This window comes from Burkholderia sp. L27(2015) (assembly GCF_009765705.1).
Lineage (GTDB): Bacteria > Pseudomonadota > Gammaproteobacteria > Burkholderiales > Burkholderiaceae > LMUX01.
The window spans coordinates 521,451-544,137 of the sequence record NZ_LMUX01000021.1 but is presented as its reverse complement, the minus strand read 5'-3'; the positions used below and the strand labels follow the sequence as shown (position 1 = coordinate 544,137).

The following is a 22,687-nucleotide window of genomic DNA, read 5'->3' as shown; positions in this document are numbered from 1 at the left end:
GCGGTCAGCATGGTCACGGGCTGGCGTCGTTTGTTGTTGCTGCCGATCGCCGCGGGCTTGTTTAACGATAGCGAATGGAAGACCCGAACCGTATGGATTCTGATCATCGTGCTGGATCTGGCGGCGCTGGTGTCGTACGGCCTATTGCTGACACACACTCAGATTTCTCATTTGGGTCCGGCGATCTCGGTGCGCAATTACGTCACTCAGAGCATGACATTTTCGGTCGGCGTATTTTCGGCTGCGATGTTGCTCAGGCAGTCGGGTGTTTTATCGCCGGCGAAGAAGGGCTTCCTACTCGCATCGATCGTGCTGCTCGCGATCAATGCTTTGTTTGTGATGACGGGCCGTAGCGGTTACTTGGTAATGGCCATGTGCGGCGTTGCCTATGCACTCTCGCTTCTGCCGAAGGAACGATTCGGCATCAAACATTTGGCCGCCATCGTCTTGCCTGTCGTAGCGGTATGCATCGCAGTGTTGGCCATTCCGATCTCACGCGACCGGCTACAAGAGGGGCTTAACCAAGCCGAGCACTATCAAACGGCAGGTGTGACTTCGGTCGGGATACGTGTAATTTTCTTAAAAAATACCTTGAAGATGATCGAGGAGCACCCTCTGTTTGGGGTCGGCACGGGTGGATTCCGAGCCGCTTACGAGCAACAGGTGGCAGGCGTAAAAGGCTGGGAAGCAACCTCGACTACAGATCCTCATAATCAATTTTTGAAAATATTTGCCGAGGAGGGGATCGTCGGACTGGTAATTTTTCTGGCTTTCATCGCATCCGCATTTTGGCAGCGTGCTGCCGAGCCCTTTCGAATTCTGGGCTTAGGGGTGCTATGCGGTTGGTGTGCGACGAGCCTGTTTAACTCGCATTTTTCGACCTTTTCTGAGGGGCGTTTTATTTTCGTCTGGTGTGGAATCATGCTGGGTGCCGTCTCCAGCAGCAGGTCCCAGTCCACTTCATAACGCTTTTCAGCGCTTTACTATCAGTCTTCCGCACTTTTCAGCACGGCGCGCCTAACTTCTTTGACCACGGAATAACGTGTGAGAGTCGCCGTGCGTGCGCGGGCGTGGTCGATAATCGGCAGTGGATAGTCGACGCCCAGTTCGATTTCGGCACGTTGCAGGACTTCCGGTTTCGCGTGCCAGGGCGCATGCAACGCCTTATTCGGCAGCTTCGCGAGCTCGGGCACATAACGCCGGATAAATTTACCGTCGGAGTCGAATTTCTCCGACTGCGTAATCGGATTAAAAATGCGGAAATAGGGTTGCGCGTCGCAGCCGCTAGAAGCCGCCCATTGCCAACCGCCATTATTCGCGGCCAAATCGAAATCGGTCAGTTTTGCGGCAAAATAGTTTTCACCGCGACGCCAGTCGATGCCAAGATCCTTGATTAAAAAACTCGCGGTCACCATACGCAATCGATTATGCATATAGCCGGTCTGATTGATTTGCCGCATCGCGGCATCGACCAGGGGATAGCCGGTGCGCCCTTCGCACCAAGCGGCGAAGTTGGCGTCGGCGGCCGAACCCTGCTCCCATTTGATTTCGTCATATTGTGGTTTCAACGCGCGGTGCTGCCCGGGCATTCCGACCTCGGGGTGGTGATACAGAACCGCAAAATAAAAATCGCGCCAGATCAATTCGGACAGCCAGATTTCCGCGCCCCGGTCGCCGCGCAATTGAGCGTCGTGGGCGCTACGCGCGAGTGTGCGGATCGAAATGGTGCCGTGCCGCAGATGCGCAGATAGATAGCTCGGGCCCTTGACGCAGGGGAAATCGCGGACGTTAGCGTAAGCGTACATGCGCTCGCGAAACTCGTCGAATAGTTGCAACGCGCCGCTCTCGCCGCTGGCAAGAGGCGGCTGTTCTGCGCGGCCAAAACCTAACGCCTTCAGCGTGGGCAGGCCAGTATCGAGTTTGACGGCGGGTTTGCTTAGCGTCGCCAAATGGGTCTCCGACGCGCAGTGAGCAAGCGCGGCGGGCGTGAGGGCTGCCAGCCATGCGCGTTTGTAAGGCGTGAAAACCGAGTAAGGCTTGCCGTTGCCGGTGAGCAACTCGCTTTTTTCGAAGATCACCTGATCTTTGTACGTCTTGAAAGTCAGCGCTGCATCGCCGAGGCGTTCGGCCACTGCTCGATCGCGTTCGATCGCCGCGGGTTCGTAGTCGTTATGGGTGTAGACGGCTTGCACGCCCAGCGCGCGGGCAAGCTCAGGGATCGCGTCGAGTGGATCGGCATGTCTGACGAGCAGGGCGCCCCCGGCTGCGCGCAGCGTGCGGTCGAGTTCGGCCAGGCTGGCGCGGATAAAATGCAGCCGGCGGTCATCGTCCGGCAACGGCGCGAGGATAGCGGGGTCAAATATGAAGACACAGTAGACCCGGCGGGATTCGGTCAGCGCGTGATAAAGTGCCGTGTGGTCCGCGATACGCAAATCGCGCCGGAACCATACGAGCGAGCAGTCAAATTGGGCCATATGAGCGCCGGGTCTTTGCTAAAATCAAGGTTATGACCAAGAGTTCCGAGAGCGCCGAGGCGCGCATCAATCTGACCAACCAGTTCCTGATCGCGATGCCGAACATGGCGGACCCGACCTTTTCCGGAACGGTGGTTTATCTCTGTGAGCACAGTGAAAAGGGCGCACTGGGGTTGGTGATCAATCGGCCAACCGATATCGATCTCAAATCGCTGTTCGATCGTATCGACCTGAGCCTCGATATCGAGCCTCTGCAGCACTTACCGGTTTATTTCGGCGGCCCGGTGCAAACCGAGCGGGGTTTTGTGCTGCACGACCCCACCGACCAACACTATACGTCATCAATGACGGTGCCCGGCGGCCTTGAAATGACCACTTCGAAGGATGTCCTCGAAGCGGTGGCCCATGGCACGGGCCCGGCACGCTTTCTGCTCACCCTCGGGCATGCGGGCTGGGGCGCCGGCCAGCTCGAAGAAGAAATTTCGCGCAATGGCTGGCTTACCGTGGAAGCGGACCCCGGCATCGTGTTTGATGTGCCGGCCGAGCGCAAGCTCGAAGCTGCGCTGTCGTTGCTGGGTGTATCGCTCTCGATGTTGTCGGGAGATGCGGGACATGCTTGAGGCTGGTTCCGTCCGTGATGCACTGGGCGCGTGGGCGCGTTGAGCATGACCGACGTTTTGCTGGCTTTCGATTACGGCGAGAAGCGGATTGGCGTGGCGGTCGGCAATATGTTGCTGCGCCGCGCACAGGCGCTGTTGATTATCGAAAACCGCAATCGAGAATATCGCTTTGAAGCCGTAGGTCGTCTGCTTGACGAGTGGCGTCCGAATCGGCTGGTGGTTGGCCTGCCGGTGCATCCGGATGGCGCCCCGCACGCGATGACGCGACTGGCCACGCGGTTTGGTAATCAGCTCAACGGCCGCTTCAATTTGCCGGTAACCTGGGTCGATGAGCGTTATTCAACACGGGCTGCCGCCGAGTTTGCCGGTGACCCAGGATGGCGCGGCCTCGATGCGGAAGCGGCGCGCATCATCCTGCAGCAGTATTTTGACGAAATACGCGACGAACCCCGCGATGAAGCGGGCACCGCTCCGGCAGCGGACGGCGCATAAGTTTTTCTCCCAGGACATCGATGACATTTTCTTCACCGAATGCCCGACCAATCAGCATACCGGGTTTTAATCGTGGCAGCCCGCAGCTAACCCGCAATGGCGAGCTCAAGCATCTGCTTACTACCGAGGGCCTGCCACGTACCGTCATCAACCATATACTCGATACCGCTACGCGACATATCCCGCTCAACGATGGTGAAGTCGAGACGGTACCGTTGCTACACGGTAAGTTGGTCCTTAATCTATTTTTCGAAAAATCGGTGCGTATCCGCGCCGATTTTGACATTGCAGCCAAGCGGCTTTCTGCCGATGTGCTGGACCTGAATACCCGTGTCTCTTCGACAAGTGAGGCCGAATCGCTGCTCAATACCATCAATAACCTGCCAGCGATGCATGGCGACCTGTTCATCGTGCGTCACTCACAAAGCGGCGCACCTTACCTGATCGCCAAACATTGCGCACCGCACGAGCACGTGATCAATGCTGGCGACGGTTGTCACGCGCACCCGACGCAGGGTTTGGTGGACATGTACACGATTCGTCATTACAAGCAGGACTTCCAAAACCTGACGGTGGCGATTGTCGGCGACATCCTACACTCACGGATAGCGCGCTCGGACATCCACGCGTTGGCCACTCTAGGGGTGCCTGAAATTCGTGTGATCGGGCCACGTACCTTGCGGCCGAGCGGCTTGGAGCAACTCGGCGTGAAAGTTTTTGACGACATGGAAGCCGGTTTGCGTGGCGTCGACGTGATTATCCTTCTACGTTTGCAAAACAAGCGCGTCGACTGCGCTTGGTTGCCCTCGACCCAGGAGTACTTCAAGAGCTACGGGCTGACTCCGCAGCGGCTGGCGCTGGCTTCGCCGGATGCGATTGTGATGCATGCCGGCTCGATAGACCGCGGGATTGAAATCGAATCGTCTGTGGCAGATGGGATGCAGTCGGTGATCCGGGATCAAGCGACTTTCGGGGTTCCCGTGCGCATGGCGGTGATGGGCATTCTCGCCGGCACCGCCGAACTGGCGACGACAAGGTAGCAAATGAAGATTCATCTCAAGGGTGGCCGGTTGATCGATCCAGGCAGTGAGCCCGGCAGGGGAGTCGAGCAGCAAGCAGACGTGTTTGTCGCGGATGGCCTTATTGTTGCGCTAGGCGCCGCGCCAGCCGATTTCACGGCCGATCGCACTGTCGACGTTAGCGGCCTGGTAGTGGCGCCTGGGCTGGTGGACTTGGCGGCGCGGCTACGCGAACCCGCTCACGGATACAAGGCCACACTGGAGTCCGAAATGTCGGCAGCGCTGGCCGGTGGCGTTACCAGCCTGGTGTGTCCGCCCGACACCGTCCCGGTGCTCGACGAGCCCGGGCTGGTCGAAATGCTAAAATCCCTGGCCTGTAGGCTGGATGGGCCCCGAGTGTATCCGCTTGGGGCGTTGACGGTCGGCCTAAAAGGTAGCTGCCTCACCGAAATGGTTCAACTGACGCAGGCCGGTTGTATCGGTTTCTCGCAGGCGAACGTGCCGATTCTTGATACACAGGTGCTGCTATGTGCGCTGCAATATGCAACCACCTACGGCTACACGGTATGGCTGCGAGCCCAGGATTTTTACCTGTCACGTGGCGGTGTGGCGGCCAGCGGGCCGGTCGCATCGCGCCTCGGGCTGGCGGGCGTGCCGACAAGCGCCGAAACCATCGCACTGCATACTATCCTGGAACTGGTGCGGGCAACCGGTGCGCGGGTGCATCTGCCCCGTCTGTCTAGCGCCAGCGGCTTGACGCTGGTGCGAGCCGCCAAGCAGGAAGGTCTGCCGGTGACGTGCGACGTAACCATCAACCATTTGCATTTGATTGATATCGACATCGGGTACTTCGATGCACAATACCGGCTCGATCCGCCGCTGCGTGCTCAGCGCGACCGCGACGCGATCCGGGCAGGGCTGGCGGACGGCACGATAGACGCAATCTGCTCGGACCATACACCCGTTGACGATGACGAAAAAATGCTGCCATTTGGCGAGGCGACGCCAGGCGCGAGCGGCCTTGAGCTACTGCTATCGCTGACGATCAAGTGGGCGCAGGATGCGCGCGTGCCACTGGGCCACGCGCTGGCGAAGGTGACATGTGGTCCTGCCGCTGTGTTGGGGCTGGAATGTGGCCGCATGGAGATCGGTGCGCCTGCGGACTTGTGTGTGTTCGACCCGCAGGCCTACTGGAGTGTCGAGGCATCTGCGCTGCGTAGCCAGGGGCACAATACGCCGTTCCTCGGCTACGAAGTGCCAGCGCGAGTGCGCGCGACGCTGGTTGCAGGGCGCGTTGCCTTCGAGCAGGCCGATAACACGAACTTTTAAGTAGGGTAGGCCGATGAAGCATCCCTTACGCAAACTACGTTTGCTGTTGCATATTTTTCGCGGTGTGCTGATGGCCGCCTTGATGTATCCACGTGCAACGCCAGAGCGCCAGCAAATGCTGATTCGCGACTGGTCTCAATGCATGCTTAAGCTGTGCGGCATCACGCTGGTCGTGCATAGTAACGGTGAGACGCTTGAGCGAGGCGCAATGGTGGTGGGAAACCATATATCGTGGATCGACATTTATGTGATCGACGCATGGCGCCCGACGCCCTTTGTCTCCAAGGCGGAAATCGCGGACTGGCCTGTTATCGGCTGGCTCGCGAAAACCATAGGGACGGTGTTTATCCAGCGGGGAAAACGAAGCGATGCGAAGAAGATCATGCACCAACTAGCCGACATCCTGCGCGGCGGGGGGCTGATTACGGTGTTTCCGGAAGGGACTACAACCGACGGTTTGGCGGTGCAGCCGTTTCATACCAATCTGTTTCAGGCGGCGGTCTATGCCGAGGCGCCGATCCAGCCGATCTGCCTGATGTATGAGGATGCGACGGGACGGCAGTCGCTCGCGCCAGCGTATATTGGCGATACTTCTCTTGCAGAGTCGCTCGATATGATTTTATCGGCGTCGCCGTTGACGGCGCATTTGTATGTGGGAGAGGCGTTGGCGGCAGGGGAAGATAGAAGGGTGTTGGCGCAGGATACGCAGGAGGCAGTCCAGGCAGGCCTTGATCATCTGCGTGACAAGACACGCCGTCGCCGCGTCTTGTCTACAGTGGTTCAATAATGGAAATCGAGTACCAGAGGTCCATGGAGACTTTTTGTATAACAGGTGCGACTGGCTTTATAGGATCGCACTTACTAGCGGTGCTGGAAAAGCGACCGGGTGTGGCACTGCGAATCTTGGCCCGGGCAGCCCACGGTGGGGCTCGCGAAACGATCCGGAATGGGCAGTTGATCGTGGGGGACCTGCTCGACGCGGAGAGTCTTTCACGCTTTGTCGTACCCGGTGCAACGGTAATTCATTTGGCACAAGTCCATGACGCACCAATGGACACGCAGATTCAGATCACACGGACTCTTGCGCAGGCTTGTCTGAAGGCGGGGGTGCGTCGGTTTCTGTACATCAGTACCGCAACCGTTGTCGGTCGCACACCGACGACTGTCGTGACAGAGGAGACTCCGTGCGACCCCGGAAACGATTACGAGCGTCAGAAATTGATGATTGAGGGGTTGCTGCTCAAAACGTTGTCCCCGCATATTGACATCGCGGTGCTACGTCCCACTGCTGTCTTTGGCACTGGCGGCAAAAATTTGCAGAAGCTCGTCTATCAATTGAGAAACGACAGTGATTCGGTACAGCATCTGCGCCGTATGCTTTACGGGCGCCGCAGCATGAACCTTGTGGCCGTGGAAAACGTAGTCGCGGCGATCGAGTTCCTGATTTCCATCGACAGACCGTTGGCTGGCGAAGTATTCCTCGTTTCCGATGACGACGCCCCGATCAATAATTACCAAGACGTCGACCAGATTCTCCGCACGGGCTTACTGATGAAGACGGCCAATGGCGGCGTCGCTTTGCCGAGTTTCGTGCTCAAGCTGTTATTGATCTTAGTCGGGCGATCACAAACCGACCCGCAGATAAAATATAGTGATTGCAAATTACGGGATTGGGGCTTTGAGCCGGTGACCCGGCTCGAACCCGCATTGATGCGGTTTGCACAGGCATGCAAGAAACGAACTGCGCACGAATCGGTAGGGAGCGCGTCGTGAGGGTATTGCATGTTTGCGACTTCATTGATCCCTCGGTAGGAGGAGGGACGGCTGAACGTACTTTTCAGATGGCTCGCTCGCTAATTGATTCGGGCAATGAGTGTTCGGTCCTGACCACGAATGTCGGGCTAGGCGAGATACGCCGCAAAGCCCTGGAAGGGATCGATCTGCATACCTGTCGTTCGCTTAGCAAGCGCTTCGTGGTCCCGCTGATTTCGGCGCAACGCGTGCAGAGATTGGTCGAAGAGGCCGATATTATCCACACGATGGGCCATTGGAGTGTGTTGAACGCCATGGTCTGTTCGGCAGCGCAACGATTGGGTAAGCCTTATGTCGTGTGTCCGGCCGGAGCACTGGAGATTTTTGGCAGGTCGGGTAGCCTCAAGCGGTTTTATAATGCGTTGGTTGGATATCGCATGATCCGTCGCGCCTCGTTGTGCTTTGCGGTTACTCGACTTGAAATTGCTCAGTTTTTGGCTTATGGGGTTCATCCTGCGGCTGTGGTCGTGGTGCCCAATGGCATTGACGACAGTCGATCAACGCCACGAGGAGACGGTATTGAGTTTCGACGGCGCCACCAATTAGAGGACGTTCCATTTCTTTTGTTTTTAGGACGTCTAGACGCGATTAAAGGGCCGGATCTGTTAATGGGCGCGTTTTTATCGCTGGCGGAGCGTTTCGCGGATTATCAAATTGTCTTTGCCGGACCCGATGGCGGTATGAGAGAGGCCCTTGAACAACGGGCGGCGGCTTCCGCTTACGCCAAGCGGATTCGTTTCATTGGTTATATTGAGGGGGAAGAGAAGGGGGCTGCGCTCACGGAGGCGGAGCTGTTGGTCGTCCCTTCTCGGCGGGAAGCAATGTCTCTCGTCGCTCTGGAAGCTGGCGTGGCCGGTACCCCCGTGTTACTAACTGATCAATGTGGCTTCGATGAAGTCAGCGAAGTGGGGGGCGGCAGGATATGTTCGCCGTCGGCGGAAAGTATGAGCGTGGCGTTGACACAGTTGTTAGCGCACCCCGAATTGTTACCGGAAATGGGCAAAAGGTTGCGGTGCTACGTCAATGCAAACTATACGTGGTCGCGGATCACCGCTCGTTGCTTGGCAATTTATAAGGATATATGTAGGGATAAGCAAAATTGAGCGAGATGGCGACGGTCGCTGAGGAAACTGCGGGTTACGCTAAATATTGGTAATGTAATTCGATTCGACGTATCTAAACTCGGGCCAAAATGCACCGGCTAAAAGGTGAAATCCAAATTTTTTGGGTCGGCCCTAAAAAGACTAAATTTTGAGCAATTTGGACCTCTTGCGGTGAAATTACTGATAGTTTCGCAATATTTTTGGCCCGAAAGTTTTCGTATCACCGATCTCGCGCGTCGTTTGAGTCGTGAGGGCGTAGATGTGAAGGTGCTCACCGGGAAGCCAAATTATCCAGAAGGGAAGATCTTCGATGGATATTCAATGTGGTCACCCGCCCATGAATCGCTGGACGAAGTTGAAATCTTCCGGGTTCCCCTGGTGCCGCGCAAACAGGCGTGGGCGTTCCAACTCGTAGTTAATTACTTCTCTTTCGTCTTATTCGCGTCGACATTAGGTTTATGGCGATTGCGCCGCGAGCCGGTGGATGCGATTTTCGTCTATGGGATTTCCCCGATTTTGCAGGCAATCCCTGCAATTTTGCTGAAGCGGCATAAACGCGCAAAGCTTGTCATTTGGGTTCAAGATCTCTGGCCAGATGCCCTTGAGGCTACCGGTTTCGTCAAGAATCGTTTTGCGCTTGCCGTAGTCAACCGCGTGGTACGCTGGATTTACGGTCACGCTGATTTGGTGATGGTGCAGTCTTATGCATTCATCAAGCCCGTTTTGCGGCTGTGCCCGCATGACCGAGTGATGTATTACCCCAATTCAGCGGAAGACGTTTTTACAACCGACGACCCTGGATATGCGTGTCCGATTGCCGAACTCGATCGCTATTTTTCGGTCGTTTTTGCCGGATCACTGGGCACCGCACAAGCGTTAGAGGTTGTACTCGATGCTGCCGAGCGCCTGAAGGCAGAGACTCAAATTCGTTTCTTTTTGGTGGGGCATGGCAGTCGTTCCAACTGGCTTGAGGCGGAAATTAGACGACGTGGTTTGGCAAACGTCGTACTAACGGGTCGCTTTCCTACTCACCTCATGCCCGCCATTTTCGCGAAATCTTCCGCATTGCTCGTGACCTTGACCGATGAACCTATTTTCGCGCAGACCATACCGAGTAAGGTACAGTCCTATCTTGCCGCCGGACGCCCGATTCTGGGCTGCATCAATGGTGAAGGTGCGAGAGTGATTGATGAGGCACGCGCCGGTCTTACGGGGCCCGCGATGAATTCCGATGTGCTGGCCGAAAATATTCGAACTTTGCTCGCGATGCCTGTCGACGAACGGGACACACTTGGGCGAAACGGAAAGGCTTACTTTCTGGAAAATTTCGAGAGCCACAAGTTTACCTTGGAACTGATCGACCGATTGGACACTTTGGTTGGGACTGGCCGGCCAGACAAATGAATGGAAAAGCTATGAAGGTTCTTGTCTTGGGTGTAACTGGCATGCTGGGCAATGCAGTGTTCCGCTACATATCGGCGCATCCTACCCTGGAAGCGTATGGGTCGGCACGCAGCGCAAGGGCGGTTTGCCACAACCCGGACGAATTTAAAGGGCGTATCACGGCGGGAGTGGACGTTGAGAATTCAGATTCTTTGATCCGGCTGATCGGTATGGTCCAGCCTGCCGTTGTGATCAATTGTGTGGGTTTGATCAAGCAACTTGATGTAGCTAACGATCCGCTTGCCGCGATCACAATCAATGCATTATTACCGCATAAGCTTGCGCACCTCTGTAAAGCTGCCGGCGCGCGCTTAATTCATATCAGTACCGATTGTGTATTTTCTGGAACGAAAGGCGGATATTTGGAGTCAGATCCCTCTGATGCAGAGGATTTGTATGGTAAATCCAAATTTTTGGGTGAAGTGGCTTACGAGAATTCGATCACTCTGCGCACCTCGATCATAGGTCATGAGCTAGGAGAAGGCGCGCATGCGCTGCTCGATTGGTTTTTGTCGCAACAGGGGGCGATCCATGGTTACAGCCGAGCCATCTTTTCGGGCTTACCGACGGTAGAGCTGGCCAGAATCATTGCGGAATTTGTGATTCCGCGGCCACAACTCAGCGGGCTGTATCATGTTGCGGCAGCGCCGATTGACAAGTACGCGTTGTTGCACCAGATTGCTGCAGTTTACGGCAAAAAGATAGATATACAGCCGGTCACTACACCGGCGATAGACAGATCGCTTGATGCGACGCGGTTCAACGAAGCGACGGGATACGAAGCGCCGCCGTGGCCCGAGCTGATCGAGCGTATGTACAAATTTCGGTGAATCGAGGTCAAGGTGTTTAAAAACAAGACATTAATGATTACTGGCGGGACGGGTTCGTTCGGCAACGCGGTACTCAAGCGGTTTCTGCGTACAGATGTTAAGGAAATTCGCATCTTCAGCAGGGACGAGAAGAAGCAGGAAGACATGCGGATTAGGCTGCAAAATCCGAAGGTGAAGTTTTATATCGGTGACGTGCGCAGTTACGATTCCGTCCTGATGTCGATGCGCGGCGTCGATTTTGTTTTCCATGCTGCTGCGCTCAAGCAGGTTCCATCATGCGAGTTTTATCCGCTCGAGGCGGTAAAAACCAATGTGCTTGGCGCCGAAAATGTGATGAACGCAGCCTTGGTCAGCGGCGTGAAACGGGTGGTGCTGCTCAGTACCGACAAGGCTGTTTACCCGATCAATGCAATGGGCCTCTCGAAGGCGATGATGGAAAAACTGATGGTCGCTAAATCGATCCAGTTGAGCCAGACCGACACGGTGATGTGTGCGACCCGTTACGGCAATGTAATGGCTTCGCGGGGCTCGGTCATCCCACTGTTTATTGATCAGATCAAGAGCGGCCGCGAGTTGACAGTAACGGACCCGAACATGACACGGTTCATGATGTCTCTGGATGAGTCCGTCGATTTGGTTCTTCATGCGTTCAAGCATGCACGCCAGGGGGATCTTTTCGTGCAAAAGGCCCCGGCCGCCACGGTTGGCGACTTGGCGCTTGCATTGAGCGAGCTATTTGGCAAGGAAAAAGGAATGCGCGTGATTGGTACCCGTCACGGCGAGAAGTTGTACGAATCGCTCGTTTCGCGGGAAGAAATGGCCCGCGTCGAGGATATGGGGCGGTATTACCGTATCCCTGCAGATGATCGGGATCTGAACTACAACAAATATTTCTTAGACGGCGAAACCCGCATTTCGGCACTCGACGACTACACCTCGCATAACACCGAACGCTATGACCTCGAGCAGGTGAAGCAATTGCTGTCGAGCCTTGATTACGTTCAGGAACAGTTGAATGCTTAAGGTGATGTCTATTGTGGGCACACGCCCGGAGCTCATCAAGATGAGCCGGGTGATTGCGGAATTCGATCGCCATACGCAGCACGTTCTGGTTCACACAGGGCAGAACTTCGATTACGAATTAAACCAGGTGTTTTTTGACGACTTGGAAATCCGCAAGCCGGATTACTTCCTGAATGCCGCAGGCGAGACGGCCGCTCAGACAATCGCGCAGGTCATTGAAAAATCCGACAAGGTGCTCGAACAGGAGCAACCGGATGCTGTCTTGCTGTATGGCGATACCAATTCCTGCCTGGCAGTCCTTGCCGCCAAGCGCCGTAAGGTTCCGGTGTTCCACATGGAAGCCGGTAACCGCTGTTTTGACCAGCGTGTCCCGGAAGAGCTGAACCGTAAGGTCCTCGACCACTTGTCAGACATCAACATGGTGTTGACTGAGCATGCACGTCGTTACTTGATTGCCGAAGGAGTTCGTCAGGAAACGATTATCAAGACTGGTTCGCACATGCATGAGGTGCTGAACTATTACATGCCGAAAATCGAAGCTTCGGACGTCGTATCGCGAATGGGTCTGGTGCCGCGCAAATATTTTATCGTCAGTGCCCATCGGGAGGAAAATGTAGACTCGCCCGTAACATTAAGAGCGTTGCTGGACACTCTCGAAGCACTGGTTGAAAAACATGGCTTCCCGGTTATCGTCTCGACTCACCCGCGTACCCGCAAACGTCTCGAAAGCATGGAGGCGCAACACCTCGATTCACGCATTACGTTTGCTAAACCCTTCGGTTTCGTCGACTATATCAAGTTACAAATGTCGGCATTCTGCGTCTTGTCCGATAGCGGAACTATCACTGAAGAAGCCTCGTTGCTGAATCTTCCTGCAATAACGATACGCAACCAGCACGAGCGTCCGGAAGGAATGGACGTAGGCGCCTTGATCATGTCCGGCGTGGGCCGCGACGGCGTTCTAGCGGCGGTCGATGTCATCACCTCGCAGTTTAGAGAGGCCCCGCGTAATACAGAGATGGTCGGCGATTATATCAATCCGAACGTATCGCAGCAGGTGCTGCGGGTGGTGCTCAGCTACGTCGACTATATCAACCGGACCGTATGGCATAAAACTCTTTAGGGAAGGTGAAGGTCGAAGGCGTCTTGACTTCCCCCGCTTGGAGTTGATATCAGTTATCCAGGTCTAGCGCAGGCGCGCTTGCCAGCGACATGCCGTTTTCTGCCAAATAGACTAGATCTACCGATTCCGCATGGGGTTGGTAACCGGCTACAAGGCGCAGTAGCAGAATACGAATCGCCGCAACGTCGTTGGTTGAGACAGCGATACGCAACGCCGCCAGATGCATCTTCAGAGTTTCCCAGGGCAGAAAATCTTCATGCGCCTTCATGATGCGGGAATGAGCCGTTTTTTCCGGACTCTCGCCGATCAGTAATTCTTCATAGAGCTTTTCGCCTGGCCGCAGACCGGTAATCAGGATTTCGAGATCGCCGTGCGGGTTTGCGTCGTCACGTATGGTCAACCCGGACAATTCGACCATACGTATCGCCAGGTCGATAATGCGTATTGGCTCACCCATGTCGAGCACAAACACGTCGCCTCCTTCTGCCATTGCGCCGGCCTGGATGACTAACTGCGCGGCTTCGGGAATTGTCATGAAATAACGCGTCACCTCGGGGTCGGTCAGCGTAATGGGGCCGCCTTCCTTGATCTGCTGTCGAAACAACGGAACCACAGACCCAGAGGACCCAAGCACGTTGCCGAACCGCACGATGGAGAAGCGTGTTTGGTTACGAATAGGCTCACCGTCGAAATTCACGAGTGGCGCATTCGCAAGCGCTTGCAGGAGCAACTCCGCCATCCTTTTGCTAGCCCCCATTACGTTGGTTGGGCGTACGGCCTTATCCGAACTCACCAAGACAAAATCCGTGACTTGATGTTCGACTGCCGATTGCGCAGTGACGAGCGTGCCGAACACATTATTGCGAATTCCTTCCGCAGGATTATGTTCGACGAGTGGGACATGTTTGTAGGCTGCGGCGTGATACAGCGTGCGCGGCTGCCAAGTGCGACAGATTTCGGTCATTCGCCCGCTATCGCAGACATTGGCCAGTAAAGGAATTAATTCGACGTCAATGTGAGCGTTGCTGCTATGTGCTAGCGCCGCCTGTCTTTTGATGAGCTCGGTATGGATCGCGTACAGGTTGTATTCGCTGCTATCGACCAATAATAATTTGGTCGGCTTGGCGAGCAGGATTTGTCGGCACAATTCACTACCTATGCTGCCGCCCGCGCCGGTCACCAGCACCACTTTGCCAGTGATATTGCGAGCAATCAATGATGGGTTCGGAGCGACTGGGTCACGACCGAGCAAATCGGTCACTTCCAGCTCGCGCAGCAATTGCACCAGATGTTTGCCACTGGCAATATCCGAGATGGCCGGTAGAATTCTGACGTGCACGGGGTGTTGGCGGAGGCCGACCAGCAATTCCTGGCGCCGGCGCGGGGAGAGTGACGATTCGGTCACGATCAGATCGCGGATATCGAAGCTCTGAATCAGCCAGTTCAACTGATGCGGGCCATAAACGCGCAAGCCACCAATATCCTGTCCTTGCAGGCTGGGATCTTCATCGACAAATCCGACTGGAAACAATTCCGTGCCGTGCCGCAGTGATGTAGCTAACTGCCGGCTGGCAGAGTCGGCGCCATAAATCAGCACCTGACGTCCGAGAAAACGCTTGCGCATGGGTAGCCACAAGATCCAGCGCGCCAAAAATCGGCTGCCACCAATCAGTAATACACCGAAAGCAAAATAGATAAACGGCACCGATCGGGGAATGGTGGTGACGGCAGCTACGCCAACAAAGAAGGCCAGCACTGTCCACATGAGGGCGGCCGAGAACATGCTGCGCACGACGGTCCATATGACCTGCTCGCCGACATAACGGATCACGGAGCGGTATAAGCCGCTCCTGACGAAGAAGGGTGCAGCGATCAATGGCGTAATGGCCATCAGCAGCGCCTGCCAGCGATCCGGCACGAACCAGTCGCCGAAGCGCAGTGCAAATGCCAGCCAGATAGCGAGCCACAGGAGCACCGCATCGGAACAACCCATCAATGCCTGTTTGTACGGGCGCGGCAACGAGGTGATTCGGGAGTGCAGTACTTTAAGCATTATCAGGTTTTCCAGCACCGAGGATAATCACTCCAATTATTAACGGTGCGTATGCGATCAGGGTAATAAGCCATGCGTAAGCAGGTTGAGCGAGTACCAACCAAGCCATCGGCGCAAGCCATAGCGCGTTAATGGCGGTTGCTAATAAGGTGACGGGCCGATGGGCGCCCCAGCGACGCGACCAGCGCTGGTACGCATGGCTGCGGTGAGCATGCGACAGCGAATGGCCGGGGCGTATGCGGCGCACAAGGGTAACAGTGGCGTCGACAATGAAAAGCGCCCCAAGTACCAACCACGATGCATACGATAGCCAGCCTTCGCTAACGCTCATTAAAGCGAGCGCGAAGATCATGAAAGCTAGGTAGGTACTCCCGACGTCGCCCATGAAGATCCGGGCGGGAGGCCAATTCAGCAGCAAAAACCCCACGCTTGCCGCCGCCAGTGCCAGCATCCAGCACCACAGCGCGCTCCCGATTGCGACAGGATGTAATATTGCGGCGAGGGCGGCCGCGACCGACAGCATAAACGCAGCTTGCATCGCGGCGAGCCCGTCGATACCGTCCATGAAATTGAACAGATTCAACCACCACATTGCTGTCACGATCAATAGGGCGGCCAGTCCCACTCCACCCAACGCGAGGTGTGCAGTCAATGGTAGCTGGGGCAGAGGGGCTAGATTGCTGAGCAAAGCGCCGCAAGTCATTGCCTGGACGACCAGCCGGATTCGCGCCGAAAGCGGGCGAATGTCGTCGATAAGCCCGACGACGCCAATCAAGAGAGCGAGTCCGAGCAGAATCCAGATTGTTGCCGCGTCGTGCAAGGCCAACGCTAGACCGGCCGCGGTGCCGCCGAGCGCAATGCCAATTCCGCCGCCATGCGGTGTCGGATTGACGTGCGACGAACGCTCATTGGGAGGAGCGAGCAGGCCAAAGCGCACGTTGTTGTGCATGACGATGCGGGCTACCAGCCAGCTAAGCAAACCCGTCAAGGCGATCAACAAGGCGACAAAAAGCTTATGCGTTCCGTTCATGTTTCTTTTTGTACCATTCGGCTGTGATGCGTAGCCCTTCCTGCAAAGTAAAAGGAGCCTCCCAATGAAGATCACGCTGCAGTGGCGAGCTATCCACCTGCAGCGAACCCAGCAATCGCGCCACCGCCGGCCCTTTGCCGAGTAGCCGGCCGAGCAGCCTGATCAAGCCCGGCGAAATGGGCAGCAAGCGAGTCGGCTTGCTTAGGGCCGACGCGATTTGGCGCACAAGCTCCGCTGTCGAAACGTCATTACCATCCGAGGCTAAGTAAGTATTTCCGACTGCGGCTGGGTGACTCGCGCAGACCGTCAGCAAATCGACCAGATTACCAAGAAATAGCAGGCTGCGCTGGTTGCGCACCAAGCCGAACGGCAATGGCAGCCCACGCTCGACGGCGCCCAAGAGACGCAAAAAATTAGCTTTCACGCCGGGTCCATATATTAAAGGTGGACGGACCACAACGATTTCCAAAGTGCTATCTTGCGAAATTTTTCGCAGCGCACATTCTGCTTGCCATTTTGACGCGCCGTATGGATCGCGTGGCGCCGGTGGCGTCGTGCTGGTATAAACGTCCTCGCCACCCTCGCCGTTGACTTTGATTGAACTGACGAATACGAGGCGACGCACGCCTGCGGCGACGGCCTGACGTGCGAGGTTTGTCGTGCCATGAAGGTTGACACATTCGTAATGCTCGAGTGCGGCCTGATCCTCCTGCGCCATGACGTGAGCCCGGCCCGCTAGGTGGTACACCAGTTCGACGCCATCTAGTGCGACGGTCCACCGTGTGTCGGCGTCGATCTCTCCAACGACGACATGGGTGGTCGCTGGACATGAACGGGCCGAGTCACGCGTCGCTGCAACGACTTCATGACCATCGCACAACAGACGTTCGCACAGAGCTTGCCCGACAAAGCCCGTCGCACCGGTCACCAAAACTTTCATTGGCGTGTGCTTCGGGCGGCCTGCACTGTATCGGAGTTGCGCATAGTCAAGGGTGGTCTCAGGCATAGCAATGGAGTGTGTAGTATAGCTAATTCATGCGATCAATCAGCCTGACGATCTCGTTTGCAACGTTCGCGCCACAGATCTCCCTGCATGGGAATTGTCACCTCCCGCCCCAGGGGGATTGGGGGGAGCGTTGTGCGCGGTATTCAGCCTGTAATAATCGCTCTCCCAAGCCATCTGCTTCGTGCACTTTGTCCCAGTGCCGCAGATCACCGCTTCGCGGCATCGCTGTCGGACCCATATAGCTAAATGTGCGTAACCTATTGCATGCGATTACAATGCGCACTCGCATGTAATCTTCGCGGATGGGCAACGATGAGAAAGGTTGGCATATTATCAAATAATCTTGAGAGCTGGGTTTTCCCGGCGTTGGTCAGTCTCGCTGCATGTGTCTCACTGAATCCATATTTTTTATGGTCGACCCATGTTGGTCAGTTGGTCATCGCTGCCGGGTTATCGTGCGTCGCTATCGTGTGGGCAATATTCAAAAGGGAGTTCAGCCTTCCGACCGGTGTCGAAGCATTTGGTATTTTCGCTCTGACAGTCTTTGTGGCCTATATCACCCTCCTGCCGCGAGAGGATGGCGGCCACTCGAAATGGGTGATAGTCCTTCCTGCTTTATGGGCGCTGGCGCTGATGTCTGACGTTACACGCGAACGTTGCTTACAGATTTTCATCACCATATTCTCTATAAGCCTTATCCCTGGGATCATCGTTTGGCTACTGGCCGCGTCCGGTGCGCACGTTGAATTTTCAGCGATGCCCATGGCGAGACGGGAAATCACAACTGGCGCTGCGGACGCCCTGCTTTACTTTCCGGGAGCACTATTCATCGAAGCGAACTCTATGGTGCTTAAAACTGGCGCCGTACTGTTCCGAATGTGCGGAATTTATGATGAGCCTGGCACGGTTGGGACGATAGCTGCGCTATCCCTTGCCGCAGTGAGGTTTGAGGTCAAAAACTGGCGATATGCATTAGTTTATATCGCTGGGCTTATGTCTTTTTCCCTCGCCTTTCTGGTGTTGGCAATAGTCGGTTTTTCTATCAAGGCGGTATTTTCGAAGAATTGGCGGAATCTGCTTTTCTTGGTTCCCTTGCTGCTCGCTGTGTCTTTAACACTGGGGTGGTTTCAACCTAAGGTCGAGGCAGGAACCAAGTCTAGCGTGACAGTAGTCAACACGACGCCAGCAGGCAACAAAAGCAGTGAGCACGTTGCGGTAGACTCCAAGCAGATGCTGCGGCCTTCCGAACCGGATGACCGGGTCCAGCCCCCCATGAGCGTCTTGATACATTCCTATTTGAAATCAGATTTTTCAACACGTTTGTTCGGTATCGCGAGCGATGCAAGTGTCATCAAAAGCCCAGAAAGCCAAGTTGTTTGGCGGATATTCACTGACTTTGGAATCGTAGGGTTCGTGATCCTCGCGATTGGATGCGCGTGTGTCGCCATCCCAATCTGGCTGCGATGTGGGGCATCGCGCTGGGGTTTCTTATTCGTGGCTATATTCGTTATGAGTTTCTACCAGCGCCCTGTCATCTGGTTGCCCTACGCGCTCACGCTTCTCTTCTGCGGTATTCAGACGTCTTCTCGGTCTACCATCTCTGCGCGCAAGAACGATTTGGGACGTACCTAAAATCGTGGTCTTGCTGCTGAAGAGGACATGTCTGAATGACATATTTACGGGCGGTATTGCGACGATCCGCTCATCAGGCGCTGTGTAGACCTTTCGGTCCTTAGCGGTAAGTCCAACCAGCCCTCGATTTGCCTCGTGATGGCACAGGGGAGCGAGGTTCGGCTATTTCTTGGATTAGTGATACATGGTTCTGGCCGTTCGCTTACTAAAGAAATACCTCGCGGACGGCCGTAAACGACAAAACGGCGCGGAAGCGGCGTGGCCCATCGGTTTCGGTTTTGCTACAATGCTGCAGCCTTTCCCTGGTCTGTTCAGGTTCTTGGCTAGAGAGCCCCATTCGTCGCAAGCGAGCAGGGGCTTTCGTTTTTTTGATCATCGCCACGCGAGCAACTGCCTCGGTAGCCTAAGCCTTTAATCGACGCAATATCGCTGCTTTGATAAAGGCAAGTTTATTACGAAGCTGCCTGACTATATCGTAGAAGCCATTGATTATATTTATTGCCGGTATTTTTGACTTCTTTCTGCCAATATACGTATGAGTCACGGCACGCAAGTCTTCACTGGTATATCCCTTGGCTTCAAGTTCGATTTTTATCGCTTCATCGAGCATTGCTTCAGGTTCAATGTCTAGCCCGTTGCGAAGAACTTTGAATCCTGCCAGTTTCTCGCACGCTGAAACATATTTGTGCGAAGGTGTCATATTGAAGTTTGTTCTGTCGTACATATAAGCTGAGACCATTTGTCGGTCACCATTAGCAGCCTCAATCGCAATATTGCTAGCCTCTAAATATTCGAAAGCCTGCCTCTGATTTAATCGGAGATGCGCCCAAGGATAGTCCGCGAAATATTGAGGGTAATGATGCCCGTGGCGAGAGTTCCACAGCGGTGAGGCGACACAGTAGATTAGACCATCGGGTTTGGTTATGCGTGCCATTTCCTTGAATGCTGATTCAATGTCTGGGACGTGCTCCATGGTGGCGAAACAATATACGAGATCAAAAAAATCGGACTCGATCGGAATGTCCTCTGCGGAAGCCTTGGTGTATTTGACTTTTGGATGAAAGTAATCACAGCCAATGTTATCGAGAACGTCCAATCCATGCACCTCTCGGGCTCCGCCATCAACAAAATGGGCGCAGTCTAAACCCGAATTGCAACCAATCACGATGACCTTCTTTCCAACAATATTTTGGTGCTGCATTGCCCAGTCAGCATGCATTTTGTTGTAGTCCATGGCCTCGCCTGTATGTTGAGAATGACAACGCAGAAAGATTGTCTTGCGCTGGTAAGAAATAGGAGCCACAGCCTCGTCATTCGGTCGCCGCGGCGATGTGCAAACCGATAGACATGGTGGGCATGGGCGGCACCGAACGCGGTGCGACCCGAGCCATCGCTGCGACCCAGGCTGCCTGCATACCCGGTGGATCGACGCCCGGCCGACCGCAGAAACACGGATTGCTGGCAGGGACAGGATCCTCCGAAACTTAGGTTACTCTCCGAGGTGATTTGCCCGCGCGGTTAGACGCGAACGGCAACCGCAGAGGGTGTCATGACTATGACGTCCCTGCACTCCGAGGTTTATCGACCGAGAATTTATTGATTGTCGCAGTGTCAAATGTTCTTGTCAGAGGCAAGATTACCAGGAAAGTCAATGTCGTTAGGCAACGTTTCGATTCGCACATGGCACGAGTGGCAGAAACCATCTCGCACGATCGGCGGGTTATTGGTGATGCTATTGCTGGGCGCAATTATATGGTCGATCACTGCATATACGGGAGATCGATTGATTTTGCTTGCCTTTCATATTGCGTTTTGGGTGATGCTTTTATTAGCTTTTCCCAAGAGGCGATTTGACGGCTACCTGTTTCTTGCTGTTTTTCTATTTCTCGGTTTCTGGCTTAAATTCATGGCTCACTTGGCTCTGCATTATGATTTCATAGAGCCGGTGGGGCGCTTTGATGGAACGCCAGCGTTATGGGACAGAAGTCTCGGCATTTCGGCAGCGGGAGCCACGGGCGTCGCCTTATGCCGTGCTGTTCATCTACTGATTTGCAGATGGCGTGATAGGGCGACAGTCACCCCAACAAACTTTGTGCCGGTCTGGTACAGTCGTTTCCGATTTTGGATCTGGGTGATCTGTGCGATTGGAGCTGTCGGACTTTACGCTGCGAATTATTTTTTTGCGTTCTTCCAAATTGGCGTGAATATGCGGCTGATATTGCCGTTTGACTTGAGCGTGCTATTCGCCTGGGCTAGTTTTGCCGGTATTCCGATGCTATTTGCGTTAATGCTCGATTGGGAATTGGAAACCAATCCGAGGCAATTGATGCTGGTGATCGCGACTGTCGCGACCTTGAGCGTAGTCGCATCTGTGTCAATTCTGAGTCGAGCTGTCACGCTATTCCTTGTACTCGCGTATGCAACCGCTATATCGATCCATATGCCGTCGCTGCGGCGCCGATTGTGGTCGGGTTACGGTTGGCGGCTCCCAGTTATTTTGGCCGTCAGCCTTGTATTTAGCCTGTCGATCGTGTCGTGGATTCGTCTAGTTTTGTACGTACCGACGGAGTCGCCGACTAGCGTATCTCAATTGTCCCTGCTTCCCCAAAATGCGGCGCACAAGCTTCTGCAAGTGCAAAAGATAAGTCCGGCCCCCACTGAGGATGCTCAGTCCATCGCGGCTGTCCCACCGCTCGGCACCGGGCCAACAGCGATCGCACACCGAAGCCCTCCGTCCTGGAGACCGCCAGCATGGCTTCCTCCAGCGCTCGCGGCCCCTGTAGGAATGGGACGACAAGTCATATTGCTCAGCCTGGATCGCTGGATAGGTCTTGAGGGGGTCTTGTCGGTTGCCTCCAGCCCCGACCGGCTTGGATGGGCGCTCTTTAAACGAGGACTAAACGAAAATGCCTCTGTGGGAGTTAATTCGATTTATCAGTCTCTATCAAACTCTTATTATATTTATGACAGGAATTTTACGTTTTTAACCTTACCAGGCGCCATCGCAATATTATTTTATTCGGGCTCTCTGACTGTCGTGCTTATTGGAATGTTTCTCATCAGCGGCATTATCATTTTATTCGAAGAACTTATTCTCAGATTGTGTGGTGGCCGGTTTCTGGCCACCGTAACCGCCATTTTTATGGCGAACGCCGTCTGTCAGATGAACTTTCCCTATCTGTGGATCGTATTTCTTGGTGAAAATCTAGTGGCCGTCTTTGCGTTTTATAGCTTGCGAGCCTTATCGACCAAATTCAAGAAAATTTCGACTGTCGCCTAACACAGCGCAATATCATGAGTGGGTAGCGCCATATGCGCTACTAAATCTTGGCGCCTCTAAAGTTTATTGCCAAATACCTTTCGTATCCACTGCTTCAGATAATGCAGTTCACGTCCCAATATGCCATTCAGAATCAATTTGATCGAGTGCGGTCGTAAAACCGACCACACGCTGTAGCGCGCCGCTTGCCACCATGCCGAGAGTGCGACACGATATCGGCCAGCACGCAGGTGCAGACGCGCAGTCAAAAGATAGGCATTGCCAAAGGCCAACTGACGTTGTGCCATGAGTCCCGCCGGTACATCCGAGCGCGCAAAATACTTTTCGATGACGTACGGATATTCGTTCGCCTTAGCAACGCTCGGTTCCGCAAAGGTTTGCGAGTCTGCATGGACCCGAAACTGGGCGAGTACCCGGT

Annotated in this window: 20 protein-coding genes; 14 read left to right on the top strand and 6 right to left on the bottom strand. The window is 54.9% G+C overall.

Annotated elements, in window-relative coordinates; translation table 11 throughout:
- The first annotated feature begins 9 nt into the window (after nucleotides 1-9).
- Nucleotides 10-966: an O-antigen ligase gene (locus GSQ77_RS20835; RefSeq protein WP_158904660.1), complete on the top strand. Its 957-nt coding sequence runs from the start codon at nucleotides 10-12 to the stop codon at nucleotides 964-966.
- A gap of 20 nt (nucleotides 967-986) precedes the next feature.
- Here the strand turns inward: GSQ77_RS20835 and GSQ77_RS20830 are convergent, their stop codons facing one another.
- A complete protein-coding gene (locus GSQ77_RS20830) occupies nucleotides 987-2,474 on the bottom strand; it encodes a deoxyribodipyrimidine photo-lyase (protein WP_158904659.1) in 1,488 nt (495 codons plus the stop codon).
- A gap of 32 nt (nucleotides 2,475-2,506) precedes the next feature.
- On the opposite strand from GSQ77_RS20830, the gene GSQ77_RS20825 reads away from it, so the two are divergent.
- The 11 genes from GSQ77_RS20825 to wecB all read left to right on the top strand — a co-directional run bounded on the left by GSQ77_RS20825 (nucleotide 2,507) and on the right by wecB (nucleotide 13,268).
- Entirely contained in the window at nucleotides 2,507-3,094 is a 588-nt protein-coding gene (locus tag GSQ77_RS20825) for a YqgE/AlgH family protein (RefSeq protein WP_158904658.1), read from the top strand.
- A gap of 45 nt (nucleotides 3,095-3,139) precedes the next feature.
- Entirely contained in the window at nucleotides 3,140-3,586 is a 447-nt protein-coding gene (gene ruvX / locus GSQ77_RS20820; RefSeq protein ID WP_158904657.1) for a Holliday junction resolvase RuvX, read from the top strand.
- 20 nt (nucleotides 3,587-3,606) lie between these two features.
- Nucleotides 3,607-4,626, top strand: a complete 1,020-nt coding sequence (locus GSQ77_RS20815) for an aspartate carbamoyltransferase catalytic subunit (protein ID WP_158904656.1) — start codon at nucleotides 3,607-3,609, stop codon at nucleotides 4,624-4,626.
- 3 nt (nucleotides 4,627-4,629) lie between these two features.
- The gene (locus tag GSQ77_RS20810; RefSeq protein ID WP_158904655.1) at nucleotides 4,630-5,934 is read left to right on the top strand and encodes a dihydroorotase; all 1,305 of its coding nucleotides are present in this window, start codon (nucleotides 4,630-4,632) and stop codon (nucleotides 5,932-5,934) included.
- A 13-nt stretch (nucleotides 5,935-5,947) separates the two neighbouring features.
- The gene (locus GSQ77_RS20805; protein WP_158904654.1) at nucleotides 5,948-6,721 is read left to right on the top strand and encodes a 1-acyl-sn-glycerol-3-phosphate acyltransferase; all 774 of its coding nucleotides are present in this window, start codon (nucleotides 5,948-5,950) and stop codon (nucleotides 6,719-6,721) included.
- Nucleotides 6,721-7,707 (top strand): NAD(P)-dependent oxidoreductase, encoded by a 987-nt coding sequence (locus tag GSQ77_RS20800; protein ID WP_158904653.1) that lies wholly within the window; start codon nucleotides 6,721-6,723, stop codon nucleotides 7,705-7,707. Before GSQ77_RS20805 ends, GSQ77_RS20800 begins: the two co-directional genes overlap by 1 nt.
- Entirely contained in the window at nucleotides 7,704-8,849 is a 1,146-nt protein-coding gene (locus GSQ77_RS20795; protein ID WP_158904652.1) for a glycosyltransferase, read from the top strand. The genes GSQ77_RS20800 and GSQ77_RS20795 overlap by 4 nt, the downstream gene beginning before the upstream one ends.
- A gap of 105 nt (nucleotides 8,850-8,954) precedes the next feature.
- Complete coding sequence (locus GSQ77_RS20790) at nucleotides 8,955-10,253, top strand: glycosyltransferase family 4 protein (protein WP_254067720.1); 1,299 nt, start codon at nucleotides 8,955-8,957, stop codon at nucleotides 10,251-10,253.
- An 11-nt stretch (nucleotides 10,254-10,264) separates the two neighbouring features.
- On the top strand, nucleotides 10,265-11,122 hold the full coding sequence (locus GSQ77_RS20785; protein ID WP_158904651.1) for an SDR family oxidoreductase: 858 nt from the start codon (nucleotides 10,265-10,267) through the stop codon (nucleotides 11,120-11,122).
- 12 nt (nucleotides 11,123-11,134) lie between these two features.
- Nucleotides 11,135-12,145, top strand: coding sequence for a polysaccharide biosynthesis protein (locus tag GSQ77_RS20780; RefSeq protein WP_158904650.1), 1,011 nt, complete (start codon nucleotides 11,135-11,137; stop codon nucleotides 12,143-12,145).
- A complete protein-coding gene (gene wecB / locus GSQ77_RS20775) occupies nucleotides 12,138-13,268 on the top strand; it encodes a non-hydrolyzing UDP-N-acetylglucosamine 2-epimerase (protein ID WP_158904649.1) in 1,131 nt (376 codons plus the stop codon). The genes GSQ77_RS20780 and wecB overlap by 8 nt, the downstream gene beginning before the upstream one ends.
- Before the next feature lie 49 nt (nucleotides 13,269-13,317).
- On the opposite strand, the gene GSQ77_RS20770 is transcribed toward wecB, so the two are convergent.
- The 3 genes from GSQ77_RS20770 to GSQ77_RS20760 are packed head-to-tail and all read right to left on the bottom strand — an operon-like array spanning nucleotide 13,318 to nucleotide 17,291.
- Nucleotides 13,318-15,339, bottom strand: coding sequence for a polysaccharide biosynthesis protein (locus GSQ77_RS20770; RefSeq protein WP_367889684.1), 2,022 nt, complete (start codon nucleotides 15,337-15,339; stop codon nucleotides 13,318-13,320).
- Nucleotides 15,314-16,351 carry a glycosyltransferase family 4 protein gene (locus GSQ77_RS20765; protein ID WP_158904648.1) on the bottom strand — a complete coding sequence of 346 codons (1,038 nt, stop codon included), beginning with the start codon at nucleotides 16,349-16,351 and terminating at the stop codon, nucleotides 15,314-15,316. The genes GSQ77_RS20770 and GSQ77_RS20765 overlap by 26 nt, the downstream gene beginning before the upstream one ends.
- The gene (locus tag GSQ77_RS20760) at nucleotides 16,335-17,291 is read right to left on the bottom strand and encodes an NAD-dependent epimerase/dehydratase family protein (protein ID WP_158904647.1); all 957 of its coding nucleotides are present in this window, start codon (nucleotides 17,289-17,291) and stop codon (nucleotides 16,335-16,337) included. Before GSQ77_RS20760 ends, GSQ77_RS20765 begins: the two co-directional genes overlap by 17 nt.
- A gap of 378 nt (nucleotides 17,292-17,669) precedes the next feature.
- On the opposite strand from GSQ77_RS20760, the gene GSQ77_RS20755 reads away from it, so the two are divergent.
- Nucleotides 17,670-18,989, top strand: coding sequence for a hypothetical protein (locus GSQ77_RS20755; protein WP_158904646.1), 1,320 nt, complete (start codon nucleotides 17,670-17,672; stop codon nucleotides 18,987-18,989).
- 403 nt (nucleotides 18,990-19,392) lie between these two features.
- Here the strand turns inward: GSQ77_RS20755 and GSQ77_RS20750 are convergent, their stop codons facing one another.
- Nucleotides 19,393-20,292 carry a class I SAM-dependent methyltransferase gene (locus GSQ77_RS20750; RefSeq protein WP_301951176.1) on the bottom strand — a complete coding sequence of 300 codons (900 nt, stop codon included), beginning with the start codon at nucleotides 20,290-20,292 and terminating at the stop codon, nucleotides 19,393-19,395.
- Between the two features lie 348 nt (nucleotides 20,293-20,640).
- Here GSQ77_RS20750 and GSQ77_RS20745 point away from each other — a divergent pair, with 348 nt between their 5' ends.
- The gene (locus GSQ77_RS20745; protein ID WP_158904644.1) at nucleotides 20,641-22,269 is read left to right on the top strand and encodes a hypothetical protein; all 1,629 of its coding nucleotides are present in this window, start codon (nucleotides 20,641-20,643) and stop codon (nucleotides 22,267-22,269) included.
- Between the two features lie 56 nt (nucleotides 22,270-22,325).
- On the opposite strand, the gene GSQ77_RS20740 is transcribed toward GSQ77_RS20745, so the two are convergent.
- A partial coding sequence (locus tag GSQ77_RS20740; protein WP_216854925.1) for a hypothetical protein occupies nucleotides 22,326-22,687 on the bottom strand: 362 nt, incomplete at its 5' end.